The organism is Pseudohongiella acticola, assembly GCF_001758195.1.
In the GTDB taxonomy this organism is placed as follows: domain Bacteria; phylum Pseudomonadota; class Gammaproteobacteria; order Pseudomonadales; family Pseudohongiellaceae; genus Pseudohongiella; species Pseudohongiella acticola.
Genome location: NZ_MASR01000001.1, coordinates 216,844 through 239,337, shown reverse-complemented (window position 1 = coordinate 239,337; position 22,494 = coordinate 216,844). Strand labels below are relative to the sequence as shown.

At 55.2% G+C, this 22,494-nt stretch carries 22 protein-coding genes; 6 read left to right on the top strand and 16 right to left on the bottom strand.

Annotated features, from left to right (window positions below; all coding sequences use genetic code 11):
- Nucleotides 1-4: 4 nt before the first annotated feature.
- The 4 genes from PHACT_RS01040 to PHACT_RS01025 all read left to right on the top strand — a co-directional run bounded on the left by PHACT_RS01040 (nt 5) and on the right by PHACT_RS01025 (nt 5,359).
- On the top strand, nt 5-553 hold the full coding sequence (locus PHACT_RS01040; RefSeq protein WP_070115527.1) for a TetR/AcrR family transcriptional regulator: 549 nt from the start codon (nt 5-7) through the stop codon (nt 551-553).
- Nucleotides 550-1,629, top strand: coding sequence for an efflux RND transporter periplasmic adaptor subunit (locus tag PHACT_RS01035; RefSeq protein WP_070115526.1), 1,080 nt, complete (start codon nt 550-552; stop codon nt 1,627-1,629). The genes PHACT_RS01040 and PHACT_RS01035 overlap by 4 nt, the downstream gene beginning before the upstream one ends.
- Before the next feature lie 12 nt (nt 1,630-1,641).
- Nucleotides 1,642-4,722 (top strand): efflux RND transporter permease subunit, encoded by a 3,081-nt coding sequence (locus tag PHACT_RS01030; protein ID WP_070115525.1) that lies wholly within the window; start codon nt 1,642-1,644, stop codon nt 4,720-4,722.
- Between the two features lie 109 nt (nt 4,723-4,831).
- Entirely contained in the window at nt 4,832-5,359 is a 528-nt protein-coding gene (locus PHACT_RS01025) for a protein tyrosine phosphatase family protein (protein WP_070115524.1), read from the top strand.
- Between the two features lie 157 nt (nt 5,360-5,516).
- Here PHACT_RS01025 and PHACT_RS01020 read toward each other — a convergent pair whose 3' ends face one another.
- Both PHACT_RS01020 and gorA read right to left on the bottom strand, forming a co-directional pair.
- Entirely contained in the window at nt 5,517-6,605 is a 1,089-nt protein-coding gene (locus tag PHACT_RS01020; RefSeq protein WP_083264239.1) for a GGDEF domain-containing protein, read from the bottom strand.
- 45 nt (nt 6,606-6,650) lie between these two features.
- On the bottom strand, nt 6,651-8,015 hold the full coding sequence (gene gorA / locus PHACT_RS01015; RefSeq protein WP_070118055.1) for a glutathione-disulfide reductase: 1,365 nt from the start codon (nt 8,013-8,015) through the stop codon (nt 6,651-6,653).
- A 152-nt stretch (nt 8,016-8,167) separates the two neighbouring features.
- Between gorA and ggt the strand changes: the two genes are divergently transcribed.
- Both ggt and PHACT_RS01005 read left to right on the top strand, forming a co-directional pair.
- Nucleotides 8,168-9,853: a gamma-glutamyltransferase gene (gene ggt, locus PHACT_RS01010; RefSeq protein WP_070115522.1), complete on the top strand. Its 1,686-nt coding sequence runs from the start codon at nt 8,168-8,170 to the stop codon at nt 9,851-9,853.
- Nucleotides 9,828-11,042, top strand: a complete 1,215-nt coding sequence (locus PHACT_RS01005) for an NAD(P)/FAD-dependent oxidoreductase (protein ID WP_070115521.1) — start codon at nt 9,828-9,830, stop codon at nt 11,040-11,042. Before ggt ends, PHACT_RS01005 begins: the two co-directional genes overlap by 26 nt.
- Nucleotides 11,043-11,049: 7 nt before the next feature.
- On the opposite strand, the gene PHACT_RS01000 is transcribed toward PHACT_RS01005, so the two are convergent.
- The 14 genes from PHACT_RS01000 to PHACT_RS00935 form a co-directional block, all read right to left on the bottom strand.
- On the bottom strand, nt 11,050-11,640 hold the full coding sequence (locus PHACT_RS01000; protein WP_083264238.1) for a DUF411 domain-containing protein: 591 nt from the start codon (nt 11,638-11,640) through the stop codon (nt 11,050-11,052).
- A 29-nt stretch (nt 11,641-11,669) separates the two neighbouring features.
- Nucleotides 11,670-12,101 carry a PilZ domain-containing protein gene (locus tag PHACT_RS00995; RefSeq protein WP_070115520.1) on the bottom strand — a complete coding sequence of 144 codons (432 nt, stop codon included), beginning with the start codon at nt 12,099-12,101 and terminating at the stop codon, nt 11,670-11,672.
- Entirely contained in the window at nt 12,052-13,062 is a 1,011-nt protein-coding gene (gene holB / locus PHACT_RS00990) for a DNA polymerase III subunit delta' (RefSeq protein ID WP_070115519.1), read from the bottom strand. Before holB ends, PHACT_RS00995 begins: the two co-directional genes overlap by 50 nt.
- Nucleotides 13,052-13,720: a dTMP kinase gene (gene tmk / locus PHACT_RS00985; protein ID WP_070115518.1), complete on the bottom strand. Its 669-nt coding sequence runs from the start codon at nt 13,718-13,720 to the stop codon at nt 13,052-13,054. Before tmk ends, holB begins: the two co-directional genes overlap by 11 nt.
- 84 nt (nt 13,721-13,804) lie before the next feature.
- Entirely contained in the window at nt 13,805-14,833 is a 1,029-nt protein-coding gene (gene mltG, locus PHACT_RS00980; protein WP_070115517.1) for an endolytic transglycosylase MltG, read from the bottom strand.
- A gap of 68 nt (nt 14,834-14,901) precedes the next feature.
- Nucleotides 14,902-15,780: an aminodeoxychorismate lyase gene (pabC, locus tag PHACT_RS00975; protein ID WP_070115516.1), complete on the bottom strand. Its 879-nt coding sequence runs from the start codon at nt 15,778-15,780 to the stop codon at nt 14,902-14,904.
- Complete coding sequence (gene fabF, locus PHACT_RS00970) at nt 15,780-17,024, bottom strand: beta-ketoacyl-ACP synthase II (protein ID WP_281201704.1); 1,245 nt, start codon at nt 17,022-17,024, stop codon at nt 15,780-15,782. Before fabF ends, pabC begins: the two co-directional genes overlap by 1 nt.
- Nucleotides 17,025-17,187: 163 nt before the next feature.
- Nucleotides 17,188-17,421 carry an acyl carrier protein gene (acpP, locus tag PHACT_RS00965; protein WP_070115514.1) on the bottom strand — a complete coding sequence of 78 codons (234 nt, stop codon included), beginning with the start codon at nt 17,419-17,421 and terminating at the stop codon, nt 17,188-17,190.
- Nucleotides 17,422-17,650: 229 nt separating this feature from the next.
- On the bottom strand, nt 17,651-18,397 hold the full coding sequence (gene fabG / locus PHACT_RS00960) for a 3-oxoacyl-ACP reductase FabG (protein WP_070115513.1): 747 nt from the start codon (nt 18,395-18,397) through the stop codon (nt 17,651-17,653).
- A 32-nt stretch (nt 18,398-18,429) separates the two neighbouring features.
- Nucleotides 18,430-19,368, bottom strand: coding sequence for an ACP S-malonyltransferase (gene fabD, locus PHACT_RS00955; protein WP_070115512.1), 939 nt, complete (start codon nt 19,366-19,368; stop codon nt 18,430-18,432).
- Nucleotides 19,369-19,384: 16 nt separating this feature from the next.
- Nucleotides 19,385-20,407 (bottom strand): phosphate acyltransferase PlsX, encoded by a 1,023-nt coding sequence (gene plsX, locus PHACT_RS00950; protein WP_083264236.1) that lies wholly within the window; start codon nt 20,405-20,407, stop codon nt 19,385-19,387.
- Nucleotides 20,408-20,409: 2 nt separating this feature from the next.
- A complete protein-coding gene (gene rpmF, locus PHACT_RS00945; protein ID WP_070115511.1) occupies nt 20,410-20,589 on the bottom strand; it encodes a 50S ribosomal protein L32 in 180 nt (59 codons plus the stop codon).
- A 64-nt stretch (nt 20,590-20,653) separates the two neighbouring features.
- Nucleotides 20,654-21,217, bottom strand: coding sequence for a YceD family protein (locus PHACT_RS00940; RefSeq protein WP_070115510.1), 564 nt, complete (start codon nt 21,215-21,217; stop codon nt 20,654-20,656).
- A 73-nt stretch (nt 21,218-21,290) separates the two neighbouring features.
- Nucleotides 21,291-22,319, bottom strand: coding sequence for an RluA family pseudouridine synthase (locus PHACT_RS00935; protein ID WP_070115509.1), 1,029 nt, complete (start codon nt 22,317-22,319; stop codon nt 21,291-21,293).
- Nucleotides 22,320-22,494 lie beyond the last annotated feature (175 nt).

Here is a 22,494-nt window from a genome sequence, read left to right as displayed (position 1 = left end):
AGTCATGGCACAACTCAAATCCAGTTCACGCGACAATATTCTCGATGCGGCCCAGCGCGTAGCCTCGCGCGAAGGCGCGGGCAAGCTGACGCTCGACAAAGTGGCCTGCGAGTGCGGTTTGAGCAAAGGCGGGTTGCTTTACAACTATCCCAATAAGGAAGCCTTGCTGAAAAGTATGCTGGATCGCCTGCTGGACCAGTTTCTCAGCATTGCCGAAACCGAAGAACGGGCCATGGCCGGCGAACCCAACGCACACCTGCGCGCCATGTTACGGGCCGTTGCCGGCCATCAGATGGTCGACCCTGGAACCTATATGTGCATTTTGACAGCATCGGCGGAGAACCCCGAGTTGCTGGAGCCCATGCGTGCGGTATTCCGCGACAGTTACCAGCGGATCAGCTCTGAATGCACCGACCCCGATCTGGGCCTGCTTTTGTGGTCCGCCGCCGATGGCATTCTGTTTCACCATATTCTGGGCATTGCACCGTATCCGCAAGCCGAGAAAAGTAAGCTTTTTCAAAAACTTCTGAAATTATCCGAGGAAATGTCATGAACCGCTCCTTACGGTCGCCGCTGTTTCGCGTCACGTTGCTGTTGAGTCTGTTTGCCATCGTTAATGCCTGTCAGGAAAGCACCGCCGAGCAGGACACCGGGCGTGAACTCCGCACCGTACGTCTGGAAACCATTGGCCAGGAACGGGCAGACGGGGTACGTCGTTTTGTCGGTGTTGTCGATGCCCTGAGTACTGTCGATCTCGCATTTCAGGTGGGCGGACGCATTACCCGGATGCCAGTTCAGCAGGGCACCATCGTGCCCCGCGGCGAACTGATCGCCGAGCTCGACAGCAGTGATTATGAGCTGGCGGTGCGTGAAGCCAGAGTCGCGCTTGATCTGAGCACGCTGGATTTTGAGCGTAACCGCAAGATGCTCGACAGCGGCGCCATTCCGCGCGCGACCTTCGATCGCGCACAATCCGATCAGGAATTGCGCCAACTGGCTCTTAACGCAGCGCAGAGGAACCTGGACTACACCCGCATAGAAGCGCCATTCGACGCCCTGGTCACACGACGAATTGTAGATTCTTTCACTCAGGTGCAGGCTGGTACGGCCGTGGTGCGAGTGCAGGACGTGACCGAACTGCGCGTCCACATATCAGTTCCGGAAAGTCTGATGGCGATGCTGCAAACGCCGGAACGCTTTGCCGTCAGCGCAGAAATATCGGCCTATCCTGGTCGCCAGTTTCCACTGAGCTATCGCGAGCACGCGACCGAGGCGGACCCGGTGACGCAGACCTACCAGGTCAGCTTTGGACTGCCACGCCAGGATGGCATCAATATCCTGCCGGGCATGACGGCAACCGTGTCGGTACAGTCCGGGGACGCTTTCCTCGCGCCGCGTATTGATGTGCCGGCGGCAGCGCTTGATACCGCTGATGATGGCAGCTTCAGGGTCTGGGTGTTTGAACCTGGTGAGGGCACGGTCAGCTCACGCAGTGTCACCGTTGGCGCGCTGGGCAGTAATCGGGTTGTGATCAACTCTGGTTTGACACCAGGTGAACAGGTGGTCACCGCAGGCGCTCACATGCTGTATGAAGGCATGGCCGTGACACCGTTTAAAAACGCGCGCTAAGGACGTATCGAGATGGACTTTGCACGCTACGCCATTAACCGGCAGGTCAATACCTGGTTGTTCATACTGATTCTGGTGCTGGGCGGCATCTGGGGCATTCTCACCCTGGGTCGCCTGGAAGATCCGGCCTTTACCCTGAAACAGGCTGTGGTGGTGACGCCATACCCCGGGGCCACCGCACAGGAAGTTGAGCTGGAGGTCACCGAGCACCTGGAATCGGCCATTCAGCAATTACCGCAACTCAAACGCATCACATCCAAATCTGTGCCTGGCCGCTCGGAAATTACCGTCGAGATTCAGGACACCTACGATGGCAATGAGATACCCCAGGTCTGGGATGAACTGCGACGCAAAGTGGGCGATTTCCAGCGCAACCTGCCCGATGGCGCCGGTCCGTCGATCGTCAACGATGATTTCGCCGACGTATTTGGTATTTTTTATGCGGTCACTGCACCGGCATTTGATGACAGTGAAATTCGTGATATCGCCTCCTTCCTGCGTCGCGAACTGCTCACGGTGTCCGGCGTGGCTAAAGTGGAAACCCGAGGGTTGCCGGAAGAGGCCATCTATGTCGAACTGCCCAACGACCGACTGATTGCCACCGGCCTGCCTCTGGCGCAGATCATCAACAGCATTCAGGCGGAAAACACCGTGCAGAGCGCCGGTGCGGCGCGCGTCGATGATCTCAATGTGCGTATCAGCTCCCAGCCCGGGCTGGACAGTGTCAGCAATATCGAATCTTTGCGAATTGGCAGACCCGGCAGCACCGATCAGATTGCCTTGATTGATGTCGCAACGGTGTCCCGGCAAAGTGAGGAAATTCCTGATCACCTGATCCGTCACAATGGTCAGCGCGCCTTTACCCTTGCCATTGCGGGGGTTGCCACCGAAAACATTGTTGAAGTAGGGCAGGCCGTTGATGCCGCGCTGGAGACACTGGCGCCGCGAATTCCGCTGGGTATTGAGCTCGACCCCATCTATGCACAGCACGTGGTGGTGGACGAAGCCATCGGGGATTTTATTATCAACCTGGCCATGTCGGTGGCCATTGTTGTGGGCGTGCTCTGCATCTTCATGGGCTGGCGGGTCGGCCTGGTGGTAGGGCTCACGCTATTGCTCACTGTCATGGGCACGGTGTTCATGATGCGCGTGTTCACGATCGAGATGGAACGTATCTCGCTGGGGGCACTGATCATTGCCATGGGCATGCTGGTGGACAACGCCATTGTCATCGCCGAGGGCATGCTGATCAACATGCAGCGTGGCATGCAGGCTCACAAGGCGGCCAGTGATGCTGCGGCGCGCACCCAGTGGCCCTTATTGGGGGCGACTCTGATCGGCATCATGGCATTCTCCGGTATCGGCCTGTCGCCAGACACCTCTGGCGAATTCCTGTTTTCCCTGTTTGCGGTCATCGGCATATCATTGCTACTGAGCTGGATACTGGCCATCACCGTGACGCCGCTGTTCGGCGCCTATCTATTAAAAGTCAGGCAGGCCTCCGCTGATGCCGACCCTTATCGCGGTGTGTTTTACACCCTCTATCGCAGCGCATTGCGAGCCAGTCTGGCATGGCGACGGCTGACCATTGCTTTACTGATTCTGATCACTGCCAGCAGCTTCTGGGCCTTTGGTTTTGTCAAACAGGCGTTTTTCCCGGACTCCAATACGCCCATCTTTTTTGTCGATTACCGTCTGCCGCAAGGCAGCGACATCCGGGCCACCGCTCGCGATCTGGCGCAGATTGATGAACTGGTGATGGCCAAACCCGGTGTCGAAGCTGTTTCCACGTTTATAGGGCAGGGTGGCAGTCGCTTCATGCTGACCTACGAACCACAGCAGCCCAATTCCGCTTACGGTCAGCTTATCGTCCGCACAGAGAACCGTTTTCTGATTGATGAACTGGCGCAGCAGCTTCGTGCCGAGCTGGGTGCCGCCTATCCGGCAGCGGAAATACAGACCCGGCGCCTGGTGTTTGGCCCCGGCGCGGGCGCCAAGATCGAAGCCCGCTTCAGTGGCGCAGATCCGGAAGTCCTGCGTGCCCTGGGCAGCGAGGCCATGGCCATCTTCAATGATGAGCCGGGGCTGATTGATATCCGGCAAAACTGGCGCCAACGCGAACTGGTGATCGCGCCCCAGTTCAATGAGGAACGGGCCAGAGTCGCCGGCATTGCGCGCTCCGATGTCGCGCAGACACTGGAGTTTGCTACCACTGGCGTACGCGCCGGCACCTACCGTGAAGCCGATGAACGCATTCCCATCATTATTCGCCCGCCAGCGGCAGAGCGATTACAGGTGGAGCGATTGCAGGAACGGCTGGTGTGGAGTTCGGGTGAGCAACGTTATGTACCCATCACTCAGGTCCTGGACGGTTTTGATACACGGGCTGAAGAAACCCTGATCATACGTCGAAATCGCACCCGTACGTTGTCGGTGCAGGCAGAACCAGCGCCGGAGCTGACGGCGGATGAAGCGTTGCGCCGAGTGCGCAGCGATATCGAGGCCATGCGTTTACCTCCCGGTTACCAGCTAAGCTGGGGAGGGGAGCTGGAAGCCTCCGGCGAAGCTCAGGCCTCGCTCGGTGCCCAGCTACCGCTCAGCTTCCTGGTGATGTTGGTGATCTCGGTGCTGATCTTTGGCAAGGTCCGGCAACCACTGATCATCTGGCTGGTGGTGCCCATGTCCTTGTGCGGCGTTGCTGTAGGGTTGCTGGCCAGTGGCCTGCCGTTCAGTTTCACGGCCTTGCTCGGTTTCCTCAGCCTGTCTGGCATGTTGATGAAAAATGCCATTGTACTGGTGGATGAGATAGACCTGCAGATCGACGAAGGCAAGGTGCCGCATACCGCCATTCTGGATGCCAGTGTCAGTCGTCTGCGTCCTGTTTTTCTGGCTGCAGCGACCACCATCCTCGGCATGATTCCACTGCTGGCGGATGCTTTTTTTGCCAGCATGTCAGTCACTATTATGGCCGGTCTCGCCTTTGCGTCGGTGTTAACACTCATTGCGGTGCCGGTGCTTTATGCGGTATTTTTCCGCATCCGGCCGCAAGTTTCAGGCGTATCACAACCCGGGACCGGCTCTGCAACAGCCTGAGCCTGTATTTGAAAGACTATTAAAAACAGAGAGCAAAACAATGATTAAAAAGAGCTTATTCTTTGCTGCATCAATGTTAGTGAGCACTTCGTTAATAGGGACTTCAGTTATGGCTGCTGATCTGACACCCGCCAATGCGACATTGGCCGAGATTACCAATTTCCGCGAATACAGCGATACCTTTGCCAGCGCTGGCCAACCATCAGCGGAACAGTTTTCCGCCGTTCGTGATGCCGGTTATGAGCGTGTCATCTATATCGCATTTACCAATAATCAGAATGCCGTCGCCAATGCTGACCAGGTGGTCAAGGGCCTGGGCATGGATTACCTCCATATCCCGGTGGACTGGAACAATCCCACTAAACGTGATTTTTATGCGTTTGCAGATGCCATGCAGCGCGCTCCGGATATGAAAACACTGCTGCATTGTCAGGTAAACGCGCGCGCCACAGCCTTCAGTTTCCTGTACCGGGTGATCTACGAAGATGTGCCGGTTGCCGAGGCCAAGGCCGACATGAACACGGTCTGGCAACCGAATGAAACCTGGCGCGACCTGATCGTTGCTGTGCTGGAAGAAAACGGCAAGTCGGCCGAGTGTGAAGGTTGCGACTGGACGCCATCTAACGCTGGTAATTGATCCAGCACGTATTGAGCGCTCATTGAGCGCTCAGACAGTAAAAGCATGGAGTGGTACAGAAGGCCAAGGAAAAGGGTTATTGCACGGATCTGTTTTTCCACTAATTCCGGTAATCTTTATTACCGGAATTAGTGTCTGTAGGTAGAAGTATCCGTTTTCAGCCCGTGGCGCGCTCAGTGTCCTCTGTCCTGGTCGCATCCAATTCCCCGTTCTCAGATTCGAACTCGCCATCAAAACAGACCCAGTTGCGTCCCATCGACTTGGCTTTGTATAGCGCCTGATCGGCGCGGTTGATCATATTGTTGGTACTTTCCTCAGCGCGCAGTTGTGCGACGCCAATGGAAACCGTGAGTGTGCTCTCAGCGTTTTTATGTTCGCCTTCGTAATCAGCCACGCGCTGACGAATACCTTCTGCCAGATACGACGCCTGACTCAATGTCGTGTTCTCAGCCACCACAATAAACTCTTCGCCGCCATAACGGTAAAGTGAATCTGTGGGACGCAGCCGTGTCTGCACCAGATCGGCAACCCGGCACAGAACCTTGTCGCCCTCAAAGTGGCCCAGCGTATCGTTGATAACCTTGAAATGATCCAGATCGATCATGATCACCGTGGCCGGCGTGGCATAACGATCAAAATGGTTTTTGACGCGCAGCAAGGTTTCGTCCATTGCCGTGCGATTTCCAACCCGGGTCAACGGATCAATGGTCAGCATCCGATCCAGTTCATCATTTTTCTTTTCCAGTTGAGCAGAAAATGTGTACAGGAAAATATTGATCATGGCGAACGCGGCACAGTAGCGCACGATGTAGGTCGGATCATCAAATGCCAGGGTTACCGCAAGCAGACAGGCCAGCGTATTGACCAGCAACGCGGGGCGCCGATCGAGAATATAGAAGTTGGCAACCCCACTGGCGTATAACCAGTAGCTTGCCATCATGCCGACTTCCATCACAAAAAATATGTTCGCACTGATCTGTACAACGCCAATGGTCCAGGCCGCGAACGCGTTAAAACCGCGCCTGAGCAGTGAAATCAATGCAAAAACCTGCAGCACGACAACAGGAAGCAGGATTGCTGAGATCGTCAAACTTCCCCAGAACAGATGATAGAGCGCGAATGGCAGCCCGAAACTGATGCCACAGGCAGCTACAGCAATCATTACCCGGATATAGAACTCACGATCCCGTGACTGGGCAGTAAAAATATTATTCTGCCTCATCGACTTTACTGGTTTTTCTGACATAGATAGTCATCTTGTTATTGTAAAATTATCACCGGTCGAATGACGTTAATCTGTACTATCCTCAACCGGTGTCCGCATGGTGACGAACTCTTCTGCTGCTGTCGGGTGGATGCCAATGGTCGAATCAAACTGCGACTTGGTTGCACCTGCCTGCAATGCCACTGCCATGCCCTGCATGATTTCAGCCGCATCGGTGCCTGCCATGTGCATACCCACAACACGGTCGCTTTCCCGATCCACCAGCATTTTCATCAAACTGAACGAATCACGACCAGTCAATGTATGTTTTAACGGCCGAAACCGGCTACGGTACACATCAATGTTCTTATGACAGCTACGCGCTTCCGCTTCCGTCATACCCACCGTTGCAATTTGCGGTTCGCTGAACACGGCAGCGGGAATCAGGTCATACGATACCTGCTGCTTCGGACCACCAAACAGTCGCCTTGCCAGCGCCTGCCCCTCAGCCAGTGCAACCGGTGTCAGTGTTACCCGATCAATTACATCACCGACGGCGTACACACCTGGCATTGCTGTCTCAAAGTTCTTGTCAACAATGATGGCACCAACATCAGACAGCTTGATGCCAAAATCGGTCAGTCCCAGTTTCGCGGTTGCGGGCACGCGTCCGGTCGCATACAAGACCGCATCGAAGGCTGCTCGTGTACCATCGGAAAAAACGACCTCTTTTTTGTCACCTGAGCGTTCGATACGTTGAATGTCCGAATTCAGTTTCAGGTTTACATATGATTTTATCGAGTCGGTAAAAAATGACCGAATGTCCTCGTCAAAGCCATTTAGCAGCAAATCGCCTCGATATGCCAGTGTCACCTGCGAACCCAGGCCTGAAAACACACCCGCCAGCTCCGTCGCAATGTACCCACCGCCGACAATCAGTACGTCCGTTGGTTGAGCGCTCAGCTCAAAAAAGTCGTCGGAATCCAGAGCGTTTTCAATCCCTGGCACGGGCGGCATAAAGGACTGCCCACCTACCGCAAACAAAATGTGCTCTGCGGTGATTTCCCGGTCACCAATTGCGACGCGATTGGGACCTGCCAGTCGAGCATGCCCCTCATGAATATCGACATCAGCCGAATTCAGCAGGTTTTTATAAATACCATTCAGTCGATTGATTTCTTTGTCTTTATTTGTTTTTAGAAGCGACCAGTCGAACGTGGGCTCAGAGGCAACATGCCAGCCGTAGGCGGCGCTGTCGGCAATGTCATGGCGAGTGTGGGCGGCATAGGTGTACAGCTTTTTCGGTATGCACCCTACATTGACGCAGGTGCCACCAAAAAAGCGTTCCTCCGCGATGCCAGTGCGCGCCCCAAGTGCCGCGGCCGTTCTTGCAGCTCGCACGCCACCGGAGCCTGCACCAATAACAAAAAAATCATATTCAAAAGTCGACATATAAATCTGCTGTTCCTTGTTTACCCTGCAACGTTCGCTCTGCAAAAAACCAATGGCTGAGGGGCGGGTCATGACCGCAAGTGAATGCTTTATGATAGGATAGAAGTCACATTCAATGCACTGAAAACCTACGTAAATCAGAGGCGCCAATCATGCTGAACCGCTCATATCTTACCTGCCTGCTCGCATTGGCACTGGTGTTTTCATCCTTATCCCAGGCAAACACAGTAGCAGGCACCAACGGTGTGGTCACGTCACGCTCACAGATTGCATCCGATGTCGGGGTGGAAATTCTTCAGCAAGGTGGCAACGCCGTTGATGCCGCCGTGGCGGTGGGGTTTGCACTGGCAGTGACCCACCCTTCTGCAGGCAATATTGGTGGTGGCGGTTTCATGGTCATCAAGCTTGAAGATGGCACCGTTGTTACCCAGGACCACCGGGAAAAAGCGCCAGGCACCGCGTTTCCGGACATGTTTCTGGATACCGCCGGCAATGTTGACCGTCGCAAGTCGCTGTACAGCGCCCAGGCTGCCGGCGTTCCTGGCAGTGTTGCCGGCATGCTCGATGCACTTGAACGCTACGGCTCGCTGAGTCGCGAAGCTGTCATGGCCCCCGCCATCCGATTGGCCGAACAGGGTTTCCCTCTGACCGAAGACATGGCCAGTGATTTTGCCCGCGTCTCTGACAGCATGAGCGCATACCCGGCATCCACAGCCATCTTCACCAACAATGGTCAGGCATGGCGAGCCGGCGAGCTGTGGGTACAGAGCGATCTGGCTGAATCTCTCAAACGCATTTCCGATCAGGGTCGTGACGGATTCTACCGAGGCACTACAGCAGATCTGCTGGTCGCCGAAATGCAGCGCCTGGGCGGCATGATTTCTCATGACGATCTGCAGTCCTATAACGTGGAATGGCGCCAACCCATCAGTGGCAGCTACCGCGGTTATGACATCTGGTCCATGCCCCCGCCCTCCTCTGGCGGTGCTCTGGTAGTGCAGATGCTCAATATGCTGGAACCTCATGATCTGGGCAGCCTTGGCTGGGGCACCGCCGACACTATTCACTTGATGGTGGAAGCACAACGCCGAGCCTATGCCGATCGCGCTGAACACATGGGTGATCCGGATTTTTATCCGGTGCCATTGGCAATGCTGACAGACAAAGCGTACGCACGTGAGCGTTTCAGCGACATGAATCCGGAACAGGCGTCGCGTAGCGAAGATGTTGGTGCCGGCAACTGGCCTGCAGAGAGCACCGAAACCACCCACTATTCCGTGATGGACAAAAACGGTATCGCCGTGTCTGTGACGACTACGCTGAACCTGGGTTACGGCAATCGCATTGTGGTGCCCGGTGCCGGCTTCCTGCTCAATAATGAAATGGACGATTTCTCCGCCAAACCCGGTGCACCCAATGCCTATGGTCTGCTGGGCGATGAGGCCAATAAAATTGAGCCGGGCAAACGCATGCTCAGCTCCATGACACCGACCATCGTTACTCGTGATGGGGAAACCGTGCTGGTTACCGGCTCACCGGGTGGCTCGACCATTATAAACACCGTATTTCAGGTCATTCTGAACACACTGGATCACGGCATGGGCATCGAGGAGGCCGTCGCCAGTCCTCGTATTCATCATCAGTGGCAGCCTGATATTGTGCGCTATGAACCCAACGCCTTTGTCGACGGTGCGCAGGAAAAACTGGAAAGCATGGGTCACACCGAATTGCGCCCCGGTGGTTACGGCATCGGCGACGCCAACTCGATACTGGTCAGAGACGGGGTCATGAACGCTGCGTCCGACCCCCGTAATGACGGGGGCGCAACCGCTTATTAACACCGCACCCCGACAACCGTTTGATGTCTGTATTGTTGGCGCGGGCGTTGTCGGCCTGGCGCTGGCCCGGGCATTGTCGCTGCGCTGGCCCAAAGCATCCATACTGGTGCTTGAACAGAACAGCGACATTGGCCAGGAAATCAGTAGCCGAAACAGCGAGGTCATTCACGCGGGTCTGTATTATCCACCCGGCAGCCTGAAAGCACGGCTGTGTATCCGCGGCAGCGCCCTGCTCTACGAATATTGCGCCAAGCATGACGTACCGCATCAACGTCTGGGCAAGTTGATTGTCGCGCAGGCAGGAGAAGAATCGGCACTTGAATTATTACGGTCCTCCGCGCAAACCTGCGGTGTTGACTCGCTCAGGTGGCAATCACAACAGGCGTTCGCCAGGCTGGAACCACAGCTGCACGCAAGCGCCGCTCTGTGGTCGCCGGATACCGGCATCGTCGACAGTCATGCCCTGATGCAGCGCCTGCAGCAGGAGGCAGAGAGTCAGGGCACGTTGATCGCAACACACAGTCGCTTTCTACGTGCTGCCTGTCAGGGGCCGGGGATCTTTGATATCGATGTTGATACGGATGCTGGTGTTGGCAGCCATGCCAGCCATAACTACCCGGACGGGAACGCAGCGGAAGCACAGGATCCTTTCAAGATACGCAGCCGCATACTGATCAACTGCGCAGGCCTGTCTGCCACCCGGGTGGCGGCCTCAATAGCCGGCATGGACCAGACTCTGAACCCCGAGCTGAATCTGGTAAAAGGCCATTATTTTGCGTTGTCCGGACGCTCACCATTCCGGCATTTGATCTATCCGGTGCCTGATCCCCAGCAACGTGGTCTTGGCATTCATGCAACGCTGGACATGGCAGGCCAGTGTCGCTTTGGCCCGGACATTGAGGCGATCAGCAGCGTTGACTATGTCGTCGACGAATCTCGCCGTGAAGCGTTCGCCCTGGCCATCAAACGGTATTTCCCGGCACTGGATGCCACACGATTGAACCCGTCATACGCTGGTATCAGGCCGCGCCTGGGTCCGGGTTATGCTGACTTCATGATTCAGGATGAATACGTGCATGGCTGCCCGGGACTGATTCAGCTGTTTGGCATTGAGTCACCAGGCCTGACTGCGAGTCTCGCGCTGGCAGAACTGGTGACCCTGAAACTGCAGGATCAGGCGCCGTTATAATCGCCTGTCACTGATACTGCGACTGCTGGTCGCTGATATGTGCGTAAACTTCTGTGCTGCCATCCGCTTTCAATAACAACACATCGTAGGCATCCATTCGGTCTCCGACTTCCATGCCCGGACTGCCCATGGGCATGCCCGGTACCGCCAGACCAATCGAACCGGCCGGTTTGTCAGCCAGATACTGGTGTATCAGGTACGCCGGAATGTGTCCTTCAAAAACGCTGCCATCTTCAGCCACTGTGGTGTGGCATGACTGATAACGCGGCGTCACACCACGCTCAAGTTTTGCCAGCGCCAACGCGTTATTGTCCAGATCGTGTGCCATCACCTGAAAGCCACGTTCCTCGGCATGTTCTATCCACAGGCTGCAGCAACCACAGGTCGGACTTTTATAAACATCCAGCACGGTAGCGTCAACTGCGGCCGCCGCAACGTCCTGGCCATTCTGCGGAGAACAGGCCAGCACAGACAGACACAACGCAGTCAGTGCGTACAATCTCAGTCTGACAAAGGTGCGGCCAAAGGTGCGCGCAAACTGACTAAAAATTGAGCGATTGTAAGCAGGGTTCTGTCTGAGCTTGAGGATGGACTGCATGGGATTACCTCCGAGGTTGACTGACCCGATCATAACAGAGCTTTCAGCAGCGATTCTATAAACGGTTTCAGATCCGGCTCGGCGTTATCAAAATGCAACCCTACTCCTTGCACTCTTGCGTTAACCCCTCCCCTGCCCAGTTGATCATTTGTTATCTGGCCGGCCCCCCATGGCGCGGGCGACAACCATGCAACCGTGGTGTTGAGTGCGCAGATGGTGTGCTTATCGGGTGCATCTGGCAGGGCCGGTAGCGTCAGCACCAGAAACAGTCGCTGTCGCAAGCTGAAACGACGTGCACTGGGCACAAACAGACCGCCCCGCAGGAAAAAGGGCATGTAACAGCGCTGCAGAACCAGGGGGTCGGTGATACTGACAGACATCAGCAACGGGTGTTGGTGATGGGCTTCGGCGTCAGCCTGCGCTGCCGGTGAACTGTAATTCTCGGCCTTGCTGGACGACATCCTTGTCTCCTGAGATGGTCTGCCAGGTACTGAAGACATACTCCAACGCCATCAACGTATTCGGGTTGGCGCCACTGCTTAGCTGCCTGCTAATCACAACAAGTTCACGCCCAAGCTGCAAAAACCTTTTCGCGCGTCGGGACTTCTGTGACTGCAATGCCTCACGGACTTGCTGCAATGTCAGCGCCTGCATCAGTTCTATAGCATATGCCGGTGGCTGTGTGTTGCAGTATTTCGCCAGTTGTAATGGCGTCATCAAACCATCAGCCAATTCGGCAAGCTGCTCCTGCACGATGCCACGCCATGCCGGAATCCCAGCCTCCAGCAGTGACAACGCTCGCAGGGGCGCCCCGGACGCCAGCGTCAGCGCCGCCGCCAGTTCATCCTGCGCTGCCGCCGACTGTTGAGACAACCAGGCCAGCCCCTGTTCTGATGTTGCCGGTGACAACGGCAAAGGCTGACAGCGACTGCGGATGGTCGGCAGCATTTGTGCGCCAGGCTCACATATCAACAAAAACAGCGTCCTGCCAGGCGGCTCTTCCAGGTTCTTCAGCAAGGCATTGGCAGCAGCGGTACCCAGCGCCTCTGCCGGCTGAATGATGATGACCTTGATCGCACCAGTCTGGTTACTGGTCTGATTAACCAGATTGGAAATGGTTCGTATCTGATCGATTTTGATGCTTTTTTTGCCTTCTTCCGGCGTAATATCCAGCACATCCGGATGATGACCGGTATCAAACAGAAGACACTGACGGCAATGACCACAGGCGGTGCTGTTGGCTTCATCTGAGGCCAACTCAGTGCATAGCAGCGTGGCAGCCAGCGCACGGGCAAACAGGTAACGCCCACTGCCGGGCAGACCACTGATCAAATAGGCGTGCGCCAGTCGCTGATTGCGCTGCTGGTTCATGACCTGCGTCCAGGCGTCGGTGTGCCAGGGCAGAACTGCATCAATCGCCATGCGTCAGATCCCCTGTTGGCGAAGCAGCGGCCGCATGACGTTGGCAGAATTGTTCAAGACCGGTCTTGATCTGCTGCTGAACATTGACCAGTTCTTTGCCGGCATCCACAATCAGGTAACGCTCAGGCGAGATCAGAGCACGATCAAGGTAGGCCTGCCTGACCCGGCTGAAGAATCCGATTGCTTCCTGCTCAAATCGGTCCGGTGCACCACGTTGATAGGCACGCGCCAGTCCCTGCGCCGGTTCGATGTCAAGAATCAGGGTAAGATCGGGCCGCAGCTCACCCTGCACCAGGGTTTCCAGCGCCGCTATTATCGTCGAATCCAGGCCACGACCTCCGCCCTGATAGGCATAGGTGGCGTCGGTAAAACGGTCACAGACAACCCATTCGCCGCGTGCAAGTGCCGGCTGAATCAGTTGATGCAGGTGTTGTGCGCGAGCCGAAAACACCAGTAGCAACTCGGTCAGTTCCGACATGGACTCATCACGCGGCGTCAGCAGCAACTGTCGAATTTCCTCGGCAAGCGCCGTGCCACCGGGCTCCCGACTCTGCACATAGGGGATACCCTGCTTCTCAAGACATTCGCATATCCATTTGATATTGGTAGTTTTACCAACACCTTCAATGCCTTCAACCGTTAACAGACAACCCGACACATTAATCCTCTATCTACAATTTAACTGCACCTGACTGACTACCTGACTTGGCACCCGACATGACATCTGACAGGATGCTGAGCCTCAATTATTTTCGTTTTCAGCGCCGCCGCGCAGATAGCGCTGCACGGCCGAATTATGCTGCTCCAGTGTATCGGAGAACTGATGGCTGCCATCGCCGCGTGACACAAAATACAACGCGGTGCCCTTTTTCGGCTGCATGCTCGCATGAATGGAGTCTCGCCCTGCCAATGCAATCGGCGTCGGCGGCAGACCATTGATGCGATAGGTATTGTACGCGGTGGTGGTGTTGAGATCACTACGATAGATCACACCATCATAGCTGCTACCCATGCCATAGATCACGGTGGGATCCGACTGCAGTCTCATGCCTGACTGTAGCCGTCTGACAAAAACACCGGCTATGTCACGCTTTTCTGCCTTGTAACCAGACTCCCGCTCGATAATTGACGCCATAATCAATGCCTGCCACGGAGATTCATAGGGCAGGCCGTCCGCACGCTGCTGCCATTCCTCTGTCAGGACCTGCTGCAGGCGCTGGTTGGCGCGTTGCAGAATGGCGACATCGCTTGTGCCTTTGGTATAAAAATAGGTATCCGGGAAAAGACTGCCCTCCAGCGCCGGCAGCGAGATCTGCAGCGCCGAATGAATATCGTCATTGGACATGCCCTGCAGTTGTGGGTTGATATTGTCGAGCCGCCACAAGTGTTCCAGCGCCTGCCGGACCGTCCAGCCTTCCACGAAGGTAACAGGATACTGCACAACGCGGCCTGACATTAACAGCGCCATCAGTGTCCGCGGCGTCTGGCCTGCCTCAAGCGCATACTCGCCACTGCGAATACGACGATCAAAGCCCTGCCACCGTGCCCATAACACCATGGCACGCGGCCACGACAGGTAACCATTGTCTGCCAGTCGGGAGGCAATCAACTGCAGTGGCATACCGGGTTCGATATCAACAACAACAGCGTCGTCTGGCAAGGACAGGGGCGAATCCAGGTACTGCCTTACTGTCAGCAACGTAGCAGCCACCACAAGCACCGCAATCAGGCACAGTGCCAGTACAATTAACAGCAATCTGCGAACGGACATTAAAACCATGGCAGTCGGGTTTCGTGGTCTGCGGAGTGGTCAGGTGCTTTGATCAATAGACGCAACATTTAATGACTCAACAATCCCTGTTGTGCGCTACGCGCCATGGTCTGGCTGGACAGATGAATGCAGGTTCCCGAGCTGAAGTCATAAACACTGTTCACCGGCCAGATACCGATGACACTGTTGCAAATAAAAACTTCGCTGGCAAGCATCAGCTCCTGGCCGGTGATTGCTCTCACCGTGACCGGTATACCCTGCCCTTCAAACCAGTCCAGAATTAAATTGCGCATGAGGCCACACACACCCGCCTGAGTTAAATCAGGTGTGCAAAGCTGGTCGTTGATAACCAGAAAAACATTACTCCTGGTGCCTTCCGTCAGGTCACCCAGGCTGTCCAGCATCAAGCCTTCCTGCAACATGGGGTCAGTGTTTGCAGCATTGTTCTGTGCTGCCGCCAGTTCGCGGCTGGCCATGACCTGATCCAGGCGATTCAGATGTTTCAACCCGGCCAGCGCAGGATTGATGGACACCGGGTGCCGGCACAGCATGCAGGAAATCCCGCGGCGGTAACATTCAGCATAGGGCGTCGGCATCAGGTGAAATTGCACCACCACACGGGACTGTGAGGTTGCTGCAGGCATGTAACCTCGACCGCCATCGCCGCGGGTAACAATGATTTTGACGATACCGTCTGTCGGCGTATCAGCCAAGGATGACACTCGGGAAAGCAGGCTATCGATATGCTGCTGGATGTCTGTCATTAGAAGCGGGATGCCCAGCTGTTCGCAGCTACGCTGCAGCCGCAGCATATGGGCGGGCAGTCGCATCAATTGATGCTGACGATAGTGCATGGTTTCAAACACACCATCGCCATAAAGCAGGCCGCGGTCACTGACCGGGACATTGTCAGCAAGCTCACCATCGACCAGCGTCAACACCGCCATCAGGGCCGGCGTGCAAAAATCAGAGAGCCGTTAGTTCCCCCGAATCCGAAGGAGTTGTTGAGCACAGCATTGAGTTTAGCGTCCCGACTGCTACCCGGCACATAATCAAGATCACAGGCTGCATCTGCCTCGTCCAGGTTGATGGTGGGTGTGATGACCTGCTCATCAAGGGATAGCACACAGATGATTGACTCCACTGCGCCTGCAGCTCCCAACAAGTGGCCGATCATGGATTTGCTGGAACTGACCGGCAGCTTGTAGGCGTAATCGCCAAAAACGGTTTTCACCGCCTGGGTCTCCGCGATATCGCCGGCGGTAGTCGAGGTTCCATGGGCATTCACATAGTCGATATCACCCGCATTAAGCCCGGCACTGTTCAGGGCATTCTGCATGCAGGCGGCCGCACCTCGGCCATTTTCTGATGGCGACGTCATGTGAAACGCATCGGCGCTCATGCCAAAGCCGGAAATCTCGGCATAAATTTTGGCACCACGCTGACGGGCATGCTCATATTCTTCCAGAATCATGATGCCAGCCCCGTCGCTCAGTACAAATCCGTCGCGATCCTTGTCCCAGGGCCGGCTGGCGGCCTGCGGGTCATCATTGCGCGTGGATAGTGCGCGGGCAGCGCAGAAGCCACCCAGGCCGACTGGCGATGTCGCCATTTCAGCGCCACCGGCAATCATCAGGTCAGCCTGCCCGGACGCAATCATCTGCGCGGCCAACCCGATATTGTGGGTGCCCGTGGTACAGGCGGTGGTGACCGCGATATTGGGGCCCTGCAGGTTATAACGAATGGACAGTGTGCCGCCCAGCATATTGATGATTGAGCCCGGCACAAAAAACGGGGAGATCTTGCGAGGGCCGGCACCGCGAATCAACTCGGCGTTGTTTTCAATCGCGGTGATACCGCCGATACCGGAACCAATGGCGGCGCCAAATCGGGTCGGGTCAAAACCGCCCTCTTCCAGTCCGGCATCGGACATGGCCTGCACACCGGCCGCCACGCCATACAGGATAAACACGTCCATGCGTTTGGCATCTTTTGCCGACATGTACGGTTCGTTGTCAAAATTTTTGATGGAGCCACCAAAGCGGGTGCTGAACGCTGACGTATCAAAATGCTCTAATACATTGATACCGCTCTGACCGTCTTTCAGTGCTTGCCAGGTAGACGCAACATCGTTTCCCAATGGGGTCACCATGCCCAGGCCTGTCACCACTACTCTTCTGCCATTAAACACGCTTTATCTCCACGTATCTGACCGTGTTAATCCGGTCGCAGATATTTTACGGCATTTGCCGGACCAAACATCCAATCATCCCAACATCCAGATAAACAAAAGCTACTCTAAGTCGGAACCCAGAGTAGCTTTTGTTTGTATCTATCCGATAAGCGGAATGCTGTTACAGGTGCGAATTGATATAATCAATGGCCAGCTGAACAGTGGTGATCTTTTCGGCTTCTTCGTCCGGAATCTCAGTTTCAAACTCTTCTTCGAGAGCCATAACCAATTCCACGGTATCCAAAGAATCAGCGCCGAGATCTTCTACGAATGAAGAGGAAGCCTTTACGTCTTCTTCCTTAACGCCAAGCTGCTCGCAGACAATTTTTTTCACGCGTTCTTCAATGCTGCTCATAACTCTTATTAGCTCCTAGTACCAAGGTTTGTCATGCATTCCGATTAAATTGGTTAAAAATTGACCAACTGAAATAATCTAAAACGCAAGTTTACATGTATTTTATAGTGCTTGTAATCTTAAACTGTAAAATAATTCACTTGATCAGATTAATTTAATTAATTATCAATGATTTATTATTATAAATTAAACTATCACATAATCAATAAACGCGCCCCCTTCATGCCTTTTACGCCATGTACATGCCGCCATTTACCTGAATGGTTTCACCGGTAATATAGGCGCCGGCATCTGATGCCAGAAAGCTGGCCACCGATGCAATTTCTTCCGGCTTGCCGAAGCGCGCCAATGGAATTTGTACCAACAGTGTCTCGATCTGTTTTTCTGTCAATGCCCGGGTCATGTCGGTATCAATAAAACCCGGTGCAATCGAATTGACGGTAATGCCCCGTGACCCAATCTCCCGGGCCAATGAACGCGAAAACCCTTCGACTGCCGCTTTTGATGCGGCGTAATTGGTCTGCCCCGGATTGCCACTGGAGGCGACCACAGAGCTGATATTGATGATGCGACCCCAGCGCGCCTTGGTCATGGATTTAAGCGCCACCCGGCACACGCGGTACAGCGAATTGAGGTTGGTATTGATGACGCTACCCCATTCATCCTCTTTCATTCGCATCAGCAGGTTGTCACGGGTGATGCCGGCATTGTTAACCAGGATCAGGGGTGCGCCTCCGAGATCGGCTGCAATTGTTGCCATCACGGTCTCAACGGCCTCGGTTGAAGACACGTCAAGACGGAACCCAGCCCCTTTGACACCCTGACTGGCAAAAAATTCCGTAATCGCCTGAGCGCCTTCGTCTGTTGTAGCAGTCCCGGCAACGATGGCGCCCTGACTACCAAGCTCGGCGGCAATTGCCCGCCCGATTCCACGACTGGCACCCGTGACCAGGGCTACTTTTCCTGACATGCTCATTTATTACGTCACTCCATTGTTAAACGTTTTCACTAGCGGCTCAGTCCATCAACGGCCTCAGTCAATGCATCCGGTGTATCAGTATTAAAACAACTGATTTCCGGCTGAATCCGTTTGATCAACCCGCCCAGTACTTTCCCAGGGCCGCATTCTACTACTTTGCCAATGCCAAAGTCGCGCATACAGTAAATGGTATCAACCCATTGTACCGGCATGTACAACTGTTTAAGCAGATTATCGCGTATTTCACTCAGCTCTTTGCTGGCCCGGCCATTGATATTCTGCACCACTGGCAGTTCGGGCTTTTTAAAATCAATCGCCGCCAGATCAGCAGCCAGTGCCTCTGCCGCAGACTTCATCAAGGCACAATGCGACGGCACACTGACGTTCAGCGGCAGCGCGCGTTTGGCGCCGGCTTCCTTGCAGGCGGCCATGACGCGCTCAACCGCGTCCCTGTCACCCGCAATCACGGTCTGTCCCGGAGAATTGAAGTTGGCAGGCGCGACCACGCCGTCACCGGCAGCACTGCGACACAGCGCATCGATACGGCTGTCGTCCATGCCAATGATGGCAGCCATGCCGCCGGTACCGGCGGGCACCGCACTTTGCATGTATTGGCCACGCTTGTGTACCAGCGCGATGGCATCCTCAAAACTCAGCACACCCGCACAGACCAGCGCGGAGTATTCACCCAGGCTATGACCGGCAAGCATATCCGGCAACGGCGCCTGCTTGGCCATCCACGCCCGCCAGATCGCAACGGATGCCGCCAGCAGGACCGGCTGCGTGAAATGGGTCTGATCCAGCAAACCATCAGGGTTGTCCTGTGCAATCTGCCACAAATCCTTACCCAGCACCTCTGAAGCCAGTGCAAACGTGTCGACTACAACAGGATGGACCTCTGCCAGCTCACTGAGCATGCCTGCTTTCTGTGAACCCTGTCCCGGAAAAACAAATCCAAATTTTTGCATGTTGTGCACTCGTTCTCTATTCGCTAGCGTGATTCATTTTACCGGCAATCAGTGCCGGCACATCGTCTTCTACCTGTTTTATTGCATGTCTGATCGCATGCTCAAAGCCATCCTGCGAGGCATGACCATGACTCTTCACGATAATGCCGCTCAGACCCACCAGGGTGGCGCCATTATACCGTGCCGGATTCAGCTCTTTCTGAATGCCCAGCAACAGGGGCCGGGCAAACAGGCTGAGCAACCGGAAGTACCAGCCAGCCCTGATGGTTTTGGTTAACAGACCCTGTATGACCTTGACCGCACCGGCACTGGTCTTGATGGTGATATTGCCGGTAAAGCCATCACAGACAATGACGTCGGCAACCCCGTCATAAAGCTGATTACCCTCGATGAATCCAATATAGTTCAGCTCCGGGCTATCCGCCAGCAGGCTTGCCGCCTGCTGTATTTCCGGCGTGCCTTTATTGGCCTCAGCACCTATATTCAGCAATGCCACACGCGCATGCGGACGCTCAGAGAGACTGGACGCCAGCACTGACCCCATCAGGGCAAACTGGTAAAGTTCAGCCGCATTGTTACTGACGTTGGCGCCGACATCGAGCAAATAGCTGTAGCCGCCAGAGCGGGTCGCAGGCAGGGTCGCCATGATCGCGGGTTTATCAATGCCCGGGATGGCATCAAGCAGGTGTCGTCCGGCCATCAACAGGGCGCCCGTATTACCGGCACTGACGCAGGCATCAGCGAGGCCCTGGCGGACACGATCGACAGCGATAAACATGGAGGAGTCGCGGCTGCCGCGCAGGACTTTATCCGGACGCGCGTGCGCACTGATAGCGACGCTGGTATGAACGATATCGACGCGGGTAGCGTCATTGGGGGAGAGCGAAGTCAACAAGGGGGTAATCTGTTGTTCGTCACCCACCAGCGTTATCTGCAGAAGCGGGTGTTTTTTCAGTGCAGCCAGCGCAGCCGGCACTGTCACCGGGGGGCCAGAATCCCCCCCCATGACATCGATTGCGATGCGCCTGACTTCAGTCAAACTTATTCGTCACCGAGGTTCAGTACTTTCTTGCCTTTGTAGAAACCATCGGCAGTCATGTGGTGACGACGGTGAATTTCGCCAGTGGTCTTATCCACGGACAGGGTTGGGCCTGTCAGTGCATCGTGACTGCGACGCTGATCGCGACGTGCGCGGGATTTCTTGTTTTGTTGAACGGCCATGATGAATACTCCTGATGTCTTAAACTGCTATCTAAAACCTGCTGTTACGTGAAAATCTGACGCCCTAGTGGGTGTCAGGCTTGTTTTTTAGCGTTGCCAGCACCGAGAACGGATTTTTCTCCTGCTTCTTCTCGATTTGCTCACTGTGTTCAATGCCAACACCTTTTTCCAGCACATCGTGCACGATTGCGGCGTTGCATTCGCTGTGCGTGCTGACGATCGGCATGCACAGTATCAATTGTTCTTCTATGATATCGGCCGGGATCAACGTCTCTGCATCGCTGAGCCAGGGGTCCAGCGACGCCGGCAAATTCTTCGCCATCGCCTCCGTGCTGACAACGGCCAGCTCAAATTGCTCGCCAAGACTGATCTGTACGGGCTCCAGGCAGCGCTGACACTGCACATTGACCGTAGCCCACAGCTCGCCATCGATGCGTCGACGACGATCCTGATCGAAGCGGAACGTCAGCACCGCCTCTATCTTCCCTTCGTTATCTGTCAGCATCGCCGACAGGTTCTTCAGGGACGCCAGGGGCAAATAACCGGCAATCCTCTGCTCATGTCGAAACGCCTTGCGGGCGTCTACAAACGGTAGCATTGGGGATGCAAATTCGAGGGTCTCAACCATAGGCGCGCAATGATAGGGGCACAAACGGTTTCTGTCAAAAAATTCTGCTCATTTTCGCATATTTTACCGCCTGTTACCGGCGTTTTTCCTGATTCAGCTGATTGATGAGCGAATTCATCTCGTCACGCAGGGGTGCAAGCACTGTCATCGGCTCTCCAGATACCGGATGCCTGAAGCCCAAACGAGCCGCATGCAGGTTCAGGTGACGGACCGCACCAAAGTCATGGCGCCGGTCAAAGGTATATTTCGGGTCACCGATTATGGGATGGCCAGCATACTGGCAATGCACACGAATCTGATGGGTACGACCGGTAACCGGCATGGCTTCAATCAGACTGGCACGGGCAAATGTCTGCAACACCCGGAACCGTGTCAGGGCCGCTTTGCCATCAGCCTGCACGGTGACAATGCGCTCCCCGGCATGGGGTTGATGCTTCTGCAGTGGTGCCTTGATCTGATCAAGTGCCGTTGGCCACTGCCCATGCACCAGAGCCTGGTAGGTTTTTTCCATTACTTTCTGTTTAAGATTACTTTGCAACACCTTAAGACTTTTACCATTTTTGGCAATCAATATGCACCCAGAGGTGTCTTTATCAAGCCGATGCACAAGCTCACGATAACCACTCTCCCCGGCCATGAACCTGAGCGACTCAATCAGACCGATACGCTGCCCCGACCCCGCATGCACCGCCAACCCTGCCGGTTTATTGATGATCAGCAGATGTTCGTCTTCAAACAACACGCTGTTGTTGAGTAGTTGCACCAGGCTCGCCCCGGGAGCCACCGCCGGTGTTTCCTCGCTCAAACGCAGAGGCGCCACACGCACAATATCACCCGTGCTCAGTCGGGAGTCGGGCTTGCAGCGCTTTTTGTTGATGCGCACCTCGGCCTTGCGAATAAGGCGATACAGGTGAGATTTCGGCAGCCCTTTCAGACGACTGAGCAGGAAGTTATCCAGACGCTGCCCATCGGCATGCTCTGATACCTCGATCAGTTGCACTCCGGTCCTGACGCCTTCTGGCTGAGTTTGGGTCATACTGGCGTACCGATGGCTCGACTGCGCGCGAATTCGCGCAAAGTCGGCGATTATAACACCCGACATCCTGCTTTACCCGGCACGCGGACGACGAATGGTGTAAAATCGCGCCTGATTTTAGCTGACTCTTTATTGAAGAATTTTTCATTAGACAATTAAAGAACTAAACAGCCAGACAACCAGCCAGCCCGCCAGTCCGGACCGCCAGGCGTTTCGGAGCTCACGACGGCCGGCATGGGTC

Excerpts from the sequence above, each read along its gene's own strand:
- PHACT_RS01040 (WP_070115527.1), top strand. The coding sequence starts at position 5 with ATGGCACAACTCAAATCCAGTTCACGCGACAATATTCTCGATGCGGCC.
- PHACT_RS01035 (WP_070115526.1), top strand. The coding sequence starts at position 550 with ATGAACCGCTCCTTACGGTCGCCGCTGTTTCGCGTCACGTTGCTGTTG.
- PHACT_RS01030 (WP_070115525.1), top strand. The coding sequence starts at position 1,642 with ATGGACTTTGCACGCTACGCCATTAACCGGCAGGTCAATACCTGGTTG.
- PHACT_RS01025 (WP_070115524.1), top strand. The coding sequence starts at position 4,832 with ATGGCTGCTGATCTGACACCCGCCAATGCGACATTGGCCGAGATTACC.
- PHACT_RS01020 (WP_083264239.1), bottom strand. The coding sequence starts at position 6,605 with ATGTCAGAAAAACCAGTAAAGTCGATGAGGCAGAATAATATTTTTACT.
- gorA (WP_070118055.1), bottom strand. The coding sequence starts at position 8,015 with ATGTCGACTTTTGAATATGATTTTTTTGTTATTGGTGCAGGCTCCGGT.
- ggt (WP_070115522.1), top strand. The coding sequence starts at position 8,168 with ATGCTGAACCGCTCATATCTTACCTGCCTGCTCGCATTGGCACTGGTG.
- PHACT_RS01005 (WP_070115521.1), top strand. The coding sequence starts at position 9,828 with ATGACGGGGGCGCAACCGCTTATTAACACCGCACCCCGACAACCGTTT.
- PHACT_RS01000 (WP_083264238.1), bottom strand. The coding sequence starts at position 11,640 with ATGCAGTCCATCCTCAAGCTCAGACAGAACCCTGCTTACAATCGCTCA.
- PHACT_RS00995 (WP_070115520.1), bottom strand. The coding sequence starts at position 12,101 with ATGTCGTCCAGCAAGGCCGAGAATTACAGTTCACCGGCAGCGCAGGCT.
- holB (WP_070115519.1), bottom strand. The coding sequence starts at position 13,062 with ATGGCGATTGATGCAGTTCTGCCCTGGCACACCGACGCCTGGACGCAG.
- mltG (WP_070115517.1), bottom strand. The coding sequence starts at position 14,833 with ATGTCCGTTCGCAGATTGCTGTTAATTGTACTGGCACTGTGCCTGATT.
- pabC (WP_070115516.1), bottom strand. The coding sequence starts at position 15,780 with ATGGCGGTGTTGACGCTGGTCGATGGTGAGCTTGCTGACAATGTCCCG.
- acpP (WP_070115514.1), bottom strand. The coding sequence starts at position 17,421 with ATGAGCAGCATTGAAGAACGCGTGAAAAAAATTGTCTGCGAGCAGCTT.
- fabG (WP_070115513.1), bottom strand. The coding sequence starts at position 18,397 with ATGAGCATGTCAGGAAAAGTAGCCCTGGTCACGGGTGCCAGTCGTGGA.
- fabD (WP_070115512.1), bottom strand. The coding sequence starts at position 19,368 with ATGCAAAAATTTGGATTTGTTTTTCCGGGACAGGGTTCACAGAAAGCA.
- rpmF (WP_070115511.1), bottom strand. The coding sequence starts at position 20,589 with ATGGCCGTTCAACAAAACAAGAAATCCCGCGCACGTCGCGATCAGCGT.
- PHACT_RS00940 (WP_070115510.1), bottom strand. The coding sequence starts at position 21,217 with ATGGTTGAGACCCTCGAATTTGCATCCCCAATGCTACCGTTTGTAGAC.
- PHACT_RS00935 (WP_070115509.1), bottom strand. The coding sequence starts at position 22,319 with ATGTCGGGTGTTATAATCGCCGACTTTGCGCGAATTCGCGCGCAGTCG.